This is a genomic window from Pontibacter ummariensis (assembly GCF_900188175.1).
Taxonomy (GTDB): domain Bacteria; phylum Bacteroidota; class Bacteroidia; order Cytophagales; family Hymenobacteraceae; genus Pontibacter; species Pontibacter ummariensis.
In genome coordinates this window covers 437,201-448,215 of the sequence record NZ_FZOQ01000002.1, presented here as the reverse complement: position 1 = coordinate 448,215, position 11,015 = coordinate 437,201, and the positions used below count along the sequence as shown (strand labels likewise).

Genomic DNA, 11,015 nt, shown 5'->3' with positions numbered 1-11,015 from the left:
TTCCGTTCAGCACCATGCGATGATCTTTCCACTGCCCCCCGCGCTGTCCTTCACTATCAGGAAACAAATCCGATATCTTCCCCCACTGTTCATCATTTAACTCGTATCGTCTCATGATTTACTAACAAGCCAGGATGAACTATCGTTTGATTCATCAGACAAAGCCTAAACGTCTTTCACTGTTTCAATACACTCAAACCCTCTTGCAGTCTTTGCATCGCCTCTTGTAATCGCTCTGTTTCTATGGCAAAGGACATGCGCACATGGCCGGGTGCTCCGAAATAGTCTCCAGGCACCATTTCTACCCCATGCTCCTCTTTCAAGTATCGGCATAGGTCCATTGTGCTTGTAACCGGTTCGCCCCCAGGCGTCTCTGTGTGCAAGTAATGGCTCAGGTCCGGGAAGAAATAGTAGGCGCCCTCTGGCAGGTAGAAGCGCACGTGAGGAATCCTGTCAAGCCCTTCTTTCATAACCTGGCGATTATGGGCCAGCACTTCCAGCATCGGCGGGAGGGCTTTGTCGCGTTTATTCAGCGTGGCTATCGCGGCATCCTGCAAAAAGACGCTGACACCTGCCAAGGTGCTCGCCTGGAAGTCAGTGCACTTTTTGATCAGTTCCTCCGGGCCTGCCATAAACCCCAGGCGCCAGCCAGACATCGCAAAAGTCTTGGAGAAGCCACTTAGGAGGACACTCCGTTCTTGCGGCGCCCCCTGGCAGGAAAGGAGAGGAGTAGCAGGCTCGCCGTAAGTAAGATGGTCATATATTTCATCAGAAATCAGGTATAGGTCAGGATACTCTTGTACCACCTCCAGCAAGGCCTCGAGTTCCGCTTTTGTATAAAGGCGGCCCGTTGGATTACCGGGGTTCGTTAATAACAGGATACGGCTTCGGCTGCTAAGGGATTTACGCAGTTTTTCTGGTGTAAGCCTGTAATGCTCCTCCAGCTTGGTTTCCACTGGCACCAACTTCCCACGGCTGTACTTCATTAATTCATGAAAGCCGAACCAGGCGGGCGTGGGCACCACCACCTCATCGCCTTGGCGCAACAGGATGCTGAACAGGTTAAACAGGGCTTGCTTGGTGCCGGGGGTAATGAGCACTTGATCAGGCGATAACTCGACTCCCTGGGCTTTATACATATCGCAAATCGCCCTACGAAATTCCAAAGTGCCCTCGGCAGGACCATAAGCCGTTTTGCCTGCTTGTAAGGCAGCAATGGCAGCAGCCGTCGCTGCGCCGGGGCTTCTGAAGTAACTGGCGCCAGAGGCAAGGGTAATTAAGTCCATAAGCTGTGCTTGTGTATTGCTAACATTTGAAAAACTTTATCAGGACGTGAAGCACCGGCAGCAAAGGCCACAAAGGAAACTCTAAAATAAGTGACTGAACAGAAAGGAACCTTCATGAAGCAACTGTCAGGAGTACATCGGCAAAGCGGCACTGCTTGTCCTGGAACACTTTCTCTACTTTAAAACCACTGGCACTCGCAAGCGCTTCAACCTGTGGCAGGGTATACTTGTGGGAGTTCTCGGTATGGATGGTCTCCCAGGCGTCAAAATGGTAAGACTGCTGTAGTGCCCCTATGTGCACCTCCTGCTCTATTTTGCTGACCAGGAAACTGCGCATCACCCCATCTTGCGGATTATAAAGGGCATAATGCCGGAACTGCTCCAGGTTAAAGTTTCCGCCAAGCTCACGGTTAATGCGGGTTAGGAGGTTTAAATTAAAGGCAGCCGTCACCCCGGAGGCGTCGCTGTATGCCTTAAGAACAGTTTCTGGGTCCTTCCGCAGGTCTACGCCGAGTAGTAACTTGTCGCCAGCCTTCAGATAGCGACGCACACTGCGCAGGAAATTCTGGCTTTCTGCTTCCTTAAAGTTACCGATATTGGAGCCCAGAAAGAGCACGACTTTGCGGTCTGGCTTATGCTGGTGCATCCAGTCCAGCGCGCTGAAGTATTCCCCCACCACGGCTTGTACCTCTAGCAAGGGCATTTCTTTTTGTAAGGTGCCTCGTAACTGCTGCATGGCGTCCCCTGATATGTCTACGGGAACATAATCAAACCCTTTTTGGCTTTGCGTTAACTCCTGTAGCAGTATTTTGGTCTTCAGTGCATCGCCAGCCCCTAAATCAACCAGGTGGAAAAAGCCCGGATCAGAAAAATGAGCGGCTATGGCTTGCTTGTGGGTCTGTAATACTTCAAACTCACAGCGGGTAAGATAATACTCAGGCAGCTCCATGATCTGTTGAAAAAGCCTGCTGCCCTGGCCGTCGTAAAAATAACGGGAAAGAAGGGTCTTTTGTGTCTGACTAAGGCCTTCTGCCACATGGCGGGCAAAAGCAGCTGTATCCTCGGTGCCATCTAACTTTTGGCTCAGGTTAATCAGGGGTGCTGTTGTTGTCTTGTTCGGTTCCATTGTCTTACTTGTTGGCTAGCCGGATGCCCGTAAACTGCCAGCGCTTGTCGGGGTGGAAGAAGTTGCGGTAGGTAGTACGGATATGACTCCCTGAGGTAGCGCAGGAACCGCCGCGCAACACCATCTGGTTGATCATAAACTTGCCATTATACTCCCCAATAGCGCCGGGAGCCTTGGTAAAGCCCGGGTAGGGGTGGTAGGCGCTGTAGGTCCACTCCCATAAGTCTCCGTAGAGCTGCTGCAGACCGTCCTTTGCAGGGTCGGCAGGTAAAGGCTCCAGTAACTGGCTGTCGGTGAAGTTGCCGGATTGGGGAGGATATACCTGGGAGGCTGCTTCCCACTCAAACTCTGTCAGTAGTCTTTTGCCCGCCCAGTTTGCATAGGCATCTGCCTCATAAAAGCTGATGTGGCTAACAGGAGCTTCTGGTCTCACCTTCTCCAGCCCATGCAAACTGAAGCGGTACCACTCGTTCTCCTGCTTTAGCCAGTAAAGCGGAGCCTCCAGGCTTTGTGCCCGCACCATGGCCAGACCCTCATCCAGCCAATGGCGGAAGTCCTTGTAACCGCCGTCCTCCATAAACTCCAGGTACTCCCGATTTGTCACCAGCCGGTTCATGATCTGGAAATCTTCTATCCGTACCTCATGCACCCCCAACTCATTATCGAAACAGAAGCCATCCCCCTGGTAACCTATCGTATAAGAGCCGCCCGGCACTTCCAGGAAACGGGCTTCTGTACTGCCTCGTGCGTCTGTCTCCTGTGATGCCGGTTGATAGACAGGGAGGAGAGGATTCGTGCTGAGGATGTATTTGATATCGGTTACGAGTAACTCCTGGTGCTGCTGCTCGTGTTGCAGGCCAAGCTGGAGGACAGGAAGCAGTTCTGCCAGCTCCTCGTCCCGGATCTGCTGCAGGAGCTGATACACATGCTCGTCCACGTGCTGTCGATAGGCGTAAATGTCGCGCAGGGGCGGCCGGGTAAGGGTGCTACGCTGGTGGCGCTGCACTCTACTGCCTACAGCGTTATAATAAGAGTTGAAAAGGAAGCTGTAGCGCGGGTGATAGAGTTCGTAGCCCGACAGGTAGGGCGTCAACACAAAGGTTTCGAAAAACCAGGTAGTGTGGGCCATGTGCCATTTGGGGGGGCTTACATCCACGATGGGCTGTACCACCGTGTCCTCCGGTTCAAGTGGTCTGCAAATAGCCTCTGTTAAGGCGCGTATCTGTTGGTACTGTTGCTGTATTGCAGGCGTGGCGATGGATGTCTGAATGCTCATAGTATCTTGGAATTCCTGAAATCATGAAAGACTACCGTTACATCTTTGTCGGCTTGGGCAGGCTTCAATAGGGCAAGTGCTGCTGTGGAGTCAGTGCCTCAAAAACAAATGCTTGCTTGTCTCCGTCTGGAAGTAGCGTGTAAAACCTCTTCTTCGTCCTTAGGTACGTCTTTTTTGTGCTTTGTGGTTTATCTTGCAAAAACTCAACAATCAACTTTATGCCTTTACGCCTGTCCTATACGCCCCATACCCTTAAGTTTAAGTTTGATGCCCGTACTTCCCGGGGTGCCATTACTGCACACCAGGTGTATTATCTGAAGCTGTGGCAGGAGGAGGAACAGGCAATAGTGGGGACAGGAGAGTGTGCCCCGCTGGCGGGCTTAAGCATTGATTACAGGCCCGAACTGGAGCAAAAGATAAAGGAGGTGACCCGGCTGGTAAATACAGGAGCGGTATCCCTACAGGCTGGAACGCCTTTTCCGGAGGCGCTTGACCTAGAGGCATGGCCGGCGCTTCGCTTTGCCCTTGAAACAGCCTTACTAGACCTGCAGCAGGGAGGAAGGCACCTGTTTTACGATAATGCTTTTAGCCGGGGAAAGCGAGGTGTTCCAATCAATGGCCTGATTTGGATGGGGGAGCCGGACTTTATGCGGCAGCAGATCGAAAGGAAGCTGGGGGAGGGCTATGATTGCCTGAAGCTAAAGATAGGAGGGCTGGACTTTCGCCAGGAACTGGAGATTCTGCAGCGTATTCGTGAGACAGCGGACGCATCGAAGCTGACCGTGCGCGTGGATGCCAACGGGGCTTTCTCGCCACAGGAGGCTTACAAAAAGCTGGAGCGCTTGGCTAAGTACGACATACATTCCATCGAGCAGCCCATAAAGCAGGGGCAGGAGGAGGACATGGCCGAATTGTGCGCCTACAGTCCCATTCCCATTGCCCTGGACGAAGAGCTGATTGGGGTACAGCGGATGGACAGGAAGATAACATTGCTGGAAGGGGTGAAGCCACAGTACATCATCCTGAAGCCCACATTGGTCGGAGGTTTTGCAGCCTGTACGGAATGGATCAGGCTGGCAGAGGAGCGTGGCATAGGCTGGTGGATGACCTCTGCCCTGGAGTCTAACGTAGGCCTGAATGCGATTAGCCAGTTTACCGCTAACTTTACTACCAACCTGCCGCAGGGGCTCGGCACAGGCCAGCTCTATCATAACAATATCGATTCGCCCTTAGAGATAGAACAGGGCCACTTGTGGTACAGGGGGAGTAAAGCCTGGGGAGACACAGACTAAGGAAGTGTTAGGGAAGGGGACCGCAGGTTTAAAAGTCCTAACCTTGATAAGCGGGGAAGCGTTAAGGAGGGGAGTAGAAGTTGAACCTCAAAAACCAGAAAATGCCTACAGAACAGTACCACGAACCGGCACACGAACTATCAGACAAGACCCGCACCTTTGCCCGCATGATCACCTCCGTTATTGAGGAAGCAGAGGCAATTAGCTGGTATGAGCAGCGTATTTCGGTGGAAAAGGACGAGGAGGCGAAAGCCATCATGCAGAATGCGCAGAATGAAGAGTTTAAGCATTTTGGCATGGACCTGGAGTTTCTGCTCCGGAAAAAGCCGAAATGGCGCGAAATGATGAAGAAAATCCTTTTTTCTGAGGGAGATATCGTAGAAAAAGGAGAGCAGGCAGAATAACAGCCTCTAACAGGAGGAGTTGGAAAGGCAGGCGTTGCATTTCCGGCTCCTCCTGTTACATGTTTTTAGAAAGTACGCTCCTGATCCGCCATAGCCCGGTCTACACTAAGCTTGCCGGCTCCGCCGACAGTCAGTGCCCAGGCCATGCCGATTACCAGGAGGTGGTACTCATACCCTTCCCCCGCTTGGTTGCCGCCCCAGTTCATAAAGAAGCCATAAGGCAGATGCACTGTCAGGACGATGCCTATGAAAAGGCAAATCATGCCGAAGGCCCAGATGCGCGTCCAAAAGCCCAGTATCAGGCAGATGGAGCCTACGAACTCGATAATGATCATAAACCAGCCCAGAAAGCCTGGGAGACCGGACATCTGCTCAAACCCCTGCAGGAAACCGGTAGGGCCATGCCCCCCAAACCAACCAAACAATTTCTGCGCGCCATGTGGGAAAATGACAATCCCTAAAAAGCTACGGAGTAGGGTCAGGCTCCAGGTGTTATTGGTGCTTAGTAGTCGGCGCTTAAAGTTCATCTGCCTAATCTATGGACTTTATGGAATACAAGGCAGTACGGATTTTGTAGCTAATTGATATTTCGTTTTAGCCACGGAGGTATCTTCTGCTGCAGCTCTACTTAACGGAGAGAAGGGCTTGCGGGGCAAAGGGCTGAAGAAACCTCTTCCAGTGGTGATGTCAAAAAGCCGAACGCCTTTTTTGCAAAAGCCCCTTGGTTAAGCAAAGCGGCCTTTTAAACCGCTGGTAGTTCAGCGATAACTCTTACGAAGCACCTGCGCCACCTTTTGCATGCCGGTACTGGCCTTTTCTTCGAACAGGTGCAGGTTCGGACGGTTGCGAAGCTCAGGCATTTTGGGGTCTACCACAAAGACCGGTACCTCCTCCGGTACAAAATCAACTAAGCCTGCTGCCGGGTACACCAGCAGGGAGGTGCCTACTACGAGAAAAATATCGGCCTGCAAGGTCTCTTCTATCGCTTTTTCCATTAAGGGTACGGGCTCCCCGAACCACACGATGTTGGGCCGGAGCTGCGACCCTTTTTCACACTTATCGCCCAGATTCAGCTCCCAGCCATCCATCGGGTACACCAAGGCGGGATCAAGCGTGCTGCGGCTCTCAAACAGCTTGCCGTGCAGGTGAACCACATGGCTGCTCCCGGCCCGCTCGTGCAGGTTGTCTACGTTTTGGGTAATGATGCGCACGTCAAAGTCCTTTTCCAGGTCAGCCAGCGCCAGGTGTCCGGCATTCGGCGCCACTTCATGGGCATTCTTGCGCCGCTGGTTATAGAAGTCCAGCACCAACTTTGGGTTCTTACGCCAGCCCTGCGGTGAGGCAACTTCCATCACGTCGTGTCCTTCCCAAAGGCCGTTGGCATCGCGGAAAGTAGCCACCCCGCTCTCAGCGCTGATGCCAGCTCCTGTTAACACCACCAGTTTCTTTTTCATAAGCCTTCTTTTCTGTTTTCTACTCTTTATGGCTGTACCTGCAGGGGATTTGTAAAGTTGTGTTTAAAGCTATCAACCGCCAGCACCCTTTTTCGGATCAGGGGTGCTTAACCAAAGCCTCATGCTCTAAAAAAGAAAGCCACTCTTGTAGGAGTGGCTTTCGCTTATTTGCTTGCCGGTTTCTTTTTGGCCGGCGCTTTTTTAGTTGTTGCTTTTGCTGCTGTTTTCCCTTTGGCGGCTGGCTTCTTCGCAGCCGGTTTCTTTTCCGCTTTATCGGCGGCAGCGGCCTTTTTAAAGCCTCCACGTCCTTTCTTCTCGGGGGTGGCCTCGGCAAGATCCAGGCACTCCTGCAGGGTCAGTTCGGCTGGTTCTTTGCCCTTCGGGATCTTAACGTTCTTTTTGCCAACGACAATATAAGGTCCGTAGCGGCCATTAAGCACCTGTACCTCTTCGTTCTCCGGGAAGGACTTGATAAGCTTTTCCGCATCCGCCTTACGCTTTGCCTCAATCAATTCTATTGCTTCCTGCTCCGTTACCTGCAAAGGGTCCAGGTGCTTCGGCAGGGAGTAGAACTTGCTGTTGTGGCGGATGTAAGGACCAAAGCGGCCGATGGCGGCAGTCATGTCCTTGTCTTCGTAGGCGCCTACCACGCGCGGCAGCTTGAAAAGCTCCAGGGCATCCTCCAGCGTAATTGTCTCTATAAACTGGCCTTTGCGGAGGCTGGCATACACGGGCTTTTCACCGGTTTCCTCATTCTCCTCGCCTAATTGTACATAAGGGCCAAAGCGCCCCAGCTTCGCAATAATGGTCTTGCCTGTTGCCGGGTCTGTGCCCAACTCGCGTGCCCCGGAAACGTCTGCCCTTGATATGTTTTCACTGGACTCAATGCGCTGGTGGAACTTCTGGTAAAACTGGTCCAGCATGTTCTCCCACTCTTTCTGGCCCTGGGCAATTTCGTCGAACTCGGCCTCCACGCGGGCTGTGAAGGAGTAGTCGATCACGTTCGGGAAGTGGTCCACCAGGAAGTCATTCACCACCATGGCCATGTCCGTCGGGAAAAGCTTGGCTTTCTCGGCCCCGGTAATTTCAGTTTTAGTTTGGGAGTCTACGCTGCCGTCTTTCAGTGTGAGGACCTTATAAGAACGTTCTTTCCCCTCGCGGGTGTCTTTTTCCACATAGCCTCGCTTCTGGATGGTAGAGATTGTTGGGGCATAGGTCGATGGACGGCCAATGCCCATTTCTTCCAACTTCTTCACCAGGCTCGCCTCGGTGTAGCGGGCGGCAGGGCGTGTAAAGCGCTGCGTCGCCAGCATCTGGCGCAGGTTTATCTGCTGTCCTATGCGCAGTGGGGGCAGCATGCCCTTCACGTCCTCATCTGCTCCATCCTCATCATCGTCTTTCGACTCGATGTACACTTTCAGGAAGCCCTCGAACTTGATGACCTCACCGGTTGCCTGTAGCTTTTGCTCAGGTTGTGTGGAGACACCGATCGTTACGGTGGTTTTCTCGATCTCCGCGTCCGCCATTTGGGAGGCAATGGCCCGTTTCCAGATCAGCTCGTACAGGCGCTGCTCGTTGCGGTCGCTGCTGGCTACCATTTGCGAAAAGTCGGTTGGGCGAATGGCTTCGTGCGCTTCCTGTGCAGAGGCCGACTTGGTCTTAAAGCGACGCGTCTTCACAAACTTCTCCCCGAAGGAGCTTTGTATTTCGCGGGTAGCACCCTGAATGGCTTCGTCAGACAAGTTTACGGAGTCTGTACGCATGTAAGAGATTTTACCTGCTTCGTACAGGCGCTGGGCTACCGTCATGGTCTGCGCGACAGAGAAGTACAGTTTGCGGCTGGCCTCCTGCTGCAGGGTAGAAGTGGTGAACGGAGGAGCCGGGCTGCGCTTGAGCGGCTTTTTCTCCAGGTTCTCAATGGTATAGTCCGCGCCGATGCAAGCCTGTAAAAAGGCCTGTGCTTCTTCCTCGGTTTTAAACTTGCTAGGCAGTTCTGCTTCCAGCGTACGGCCCTCCACGTCAAAGTTGGCTGTAATGCGGAAAGAAGACTCCGCGTTGAACCGCTCGATCTCCCGCTCCCGCTCTACAACCAGGCGCACCGCCACAGACTGTACTCGGCCGGCGGAAAGTCCCGTTTTGATTTTCTTCCACAGCACCGGCGACAGCTCAAAGCCAACCAGGCGATCCAGGATGCGACGTGCCTGCTGGGCATTCACCAGGTCCATGTCGATGCCCCGCGGAGTGCTGATGGCGTTCAGGATGGCGTTTTTCGTGATCTCGCGGAACACGATGCGGCGTGTTTTCTGGTCGTTCAGGTTCAGGGCCTCTGTCAGGTGCCAGGAAATAGCCTCTCCCTCACGGTCATCGTCCGATGCCAGCCACACCATCTCTGCCTCCTTCGCCAGTTTACGCAATTGCGACACCACTTCCTTTTTATCACTGGAGACAACGTAGGTCGGCTTAAAGCCGTGCTCCACATCGATGGCGTTGTTGCCTTTCGGCAAGTCCCGCACATGGCCGAAGCTTGACTTCACGACAAAGTCCTTCCCTAAATACCCCTCTATTGTTTTTGCCTTTGCAGGCGACTCTACTATGACTAAGTTTTTTATCATTCTATATCTTTACAGGCGAGTTGAGCCAGAAATTTGCCCAAAGTTCAAATTTTTTTCTCAACAAATACAACCTCATTCGTATAACATAGGTTTAACAACCGGAAAACAAGCCGTAGTTCAGCACAAACTACTTTTACAACTATACGGTATTTAACTGTTTATGCAAAGAACCTTACTCATTTGCCGCCACGCCGAAGCTGCAGACCCCTTCCCACTCCAACCGGATTTTGAGCGGGAACTAACGCCCCAGGGCTTGCAACAGGCAAAAGAAACGGGTAAATGGCTTCGGGAAAATTTTTCAAAGATTGATGCCCTGCTGGCGAGCCCTGCCAAACGCACAAACGATACGGCCCAGATCATTGCTGGCCGCTTGTACTTTGACCAGGAGGATATAAGTTACGTCCCTGATCTTTATAATGCCCGTGAGTCGCAGCTGTTAAACTGCCTGGCCGAGTTGCCAAACGAGGCAAAACAGGTCTTGTTGGTGGCACACAACCCCGGCGTTACCCGCCTTGCCCGTGAACTGACAGGGCAGATGCTCTCTTACCTCGAGCCCGCCAACGTGGTGGCAGTTGCCTTAAGCCTGGAGCAGTGGGAGGACATACACGTGCAAACAGGCGTGTTGCTCAGCCACAATATGGAGCAGGTGCAGTAACGTTGGTTCCTATATATAGTTTCCTGTTTTTAGAGAAATTCGATAGTTTAGTGGTGGAAGCACCTGCGTGTTGTTTCCTAAAGAGCTACACTACATGATGAAACCAAAGGTGGTGGCCGTGATCAATCAGAAAGGCGGCACTGGCAAAACAACAACAACGATCAACTTGGGCAGCGCCTTGAGTAAGCGAGGCAAAAAAGTACTGTTGGTTGACCTCGACCCACAAAGCAATCTCTCTTACTCCTTAGCTGTAACATCCCCTGCGGCTACCCTGGCCGACGTTTTCCTGGGCAATAAAGCCCTCCTGGATATATTGTTGGAGAAAGACGGGCTCTGGATTGCGCCTGGCTCCAACGAACTGGTAGACATTGAGATCTCCCTGGTGACACAACCTGAACGGGAAATGTTCCTGAAGCGCATCCTGGCAGAAGCCACCGACTTTGACTATGTGCTGATCGATTGCCCGCCCTCTTTGTCGGTCCTCACGCTGAACGCGCTTACCGCGGCAGAGGAAGTTCTGATCCCCCTGCAAATGGAAGTGCTGACCCTGCAGGGCCTGGACCAGATTCTGAACACAGTGGAGAAGGTGCAAAATGCTTTTAACCCCCAACTAAAAGTGAGGGGTATCGTAGTGGTGATGTTCGACGTGCGCCGGAAGCTTAGTCAGGAGGTGCTCGACTACCTGCGCACGAATGTAAAGGAGAACATTTTTAACAGCCAGATCAGGCTGAACGTGAAGTTGGCCGAGGCGCCCTCTTTTGGACAAAGCATTATAGACTACGACCCTTCGTCGAAAGGAGCCGCAGACTATGGAGCCCTGGCAGAGGAGTATTTAAGCGTTTGATTGTCATGGTAGTGCCGCTACTGGTTTTATACCTGACCTTTTTTGATTAAATTGCACTGAACAGAT

10 protein-coding genes are annotated in these 11,015 nt (G+C 52.5%); 4 read left to right on the top strand and 6 right to left on the bottom strand.

Annotated features, from left to right (window positions below; genetic code table 11):
* Nucleotides 1-176: 176 nt before the first annotated feature.
* The 3 genes from CHB92_RS04010 to egtB all read right to left on the bottom strand — a co-directional run bounded on the left by CHB92_RS04010 (nt 177) and on the right by egtB (nt 3,688).
* Nucleotides 177-1,286, bottom strand: a complete 1,110-nt coding sequence (locus CHB92_RS04010) for an aminotransferase class I/II-fold pyridoxal phosphate-dependent enzyme (protein WP_089317868.1) — start codon at nt 1,284-1,286, stop codon at nt 177-179.
* Nucleotides 1,287-1,398: 112 nt separating this feature from the next.
* Nucleotides 1,399-2,412: an L-histidine N(alpha)-methyltransferase gene (gene egtD, locus CHB92_RS04005; protein WP_089317867.1), complete on the bottom strand. Its 1,014-nt coding sequence runs from the start codon at nt 2,410-2,412 to the stop codon at nt 1,399-1,401.
* Nucleotides 2,413-2,416: 4 nt separating this feature from the next.
* Nucleotides 2,417-3,688: an ergothioneine biosynthesis protein EgtB gene (gene egtB, locus CHB92_RS04000; RefSeq protein ID WP_089317866.1), complete on the bottom strand. Its 1,272-nt coding sequence runs from the start codon at nt 3,686-3,688 to the stop codon at nt 2,417-2,419.
* A gap of 218 nt (nt 3,689-3,906) precedes the next feature.
* On the opposite strand from egtB, the gene CHB92_RS03995 reads away from it, so the two are divergent.
* Entirely contained in the window at nt 3,907-4,980 is a 1,074-nt protein-coding gene (locus tag CHB92_RS03995) for an o-succinylbenzoate synthase (protein WP_089317865.1), read from the top strand.
* Between the two features lie 101 nt (nt 4,981-5,081).
* Nucleotides 5,082-5,384, top strand: coding sequence for a ferritin family protein (locus CHB92_RS03990; RefSeq protein ID WP_089317898.1), 303 nt, complete (start codon nt 5,082-5,084; stop codon nt 5,382-5,384).
* A 65-nt stretch (nt 5,385-5,449) separates the two neighbouring features.
* Here CHB92_RS03990 and CHB92_RS03985 read toward each other — a convergent pair whose 3' ends face one another.
* The 3 genes from CHB92_RS03985 to topA all read right to left on the bottom strand — a co-directional run bounded on the left by CHB92_RS03985 (nt 5,450) and on the right by topA (nt 9,450).
* Entirely contained in the window at nt 5,450-5,911 is a 462-nt protein-coding gene (locus CHB92_RS03985; protein ID WP_089317864.1) for a DoxX family protein, read from the bottom strand.
* A gap of 231 nt (nt 5,912-6,142) precedes the next feature.
* The gene (locus CHB92_RS03980) at nt 6,143-6,838 is read right to left on the bottom strand and encodes an SIR2 family NAD-dependent protein deacylase (RefSeq protein ID WP_089317863.1); all 696 of its coding nucleotides are present in this window, start codon (nt 6,836-6,838) and stop codon (nt 6,143-6,145) included.
* A 164-nt stretch (nt 6,839-7,002) separates the two neighbouring features.
* Nucleotides 7,003-9,450 carry a type I DNA topoisomerase gene (topA, locus tag CHB92_RS03975; RefSeq protein WP_089317862.1) on the bottom strand — a complete coding sequence of 816 codons (2,448 nt, stop codon included), beginning with the start codon at nt 9,448-9,450 and terminating at the stop codon, nt 7,003-7,005.
* A 160-nt stretch (nt 9,451-9,610) separates the two neighbouring features.
* On the opposite strand from topA, the gene CHB92_RS03970 reads away from it, so the two are divergent.
* Nucleotides 9,611-10,105: a SixA phosphatase family protein gene (locus tag CHB92_RS03970; protein ID WP_089317861.1), complete on the top strand. Its 495-nt coding sequence runs from the start codon at nt 9,611-9,613 to the stop codon at nt 10,103-10,105.
* A 94-nt stretch (nt 10,106-10,199) separates the two neighbouring features.
* The gene (locus CHB92_RS03965; protein WP_089317860.1) at nt 10,200-10,949 is read left to right on the top strand and encodes a ParA family protein; all 750 of its coding nucleotides are present in this window, start codon (nt 10,200-10,202) and stop codon (nt 10,947-10,949) included.
* The last annotated feature ends 66 nt before the right edge of the window (nt 10,950-11,015 follow it).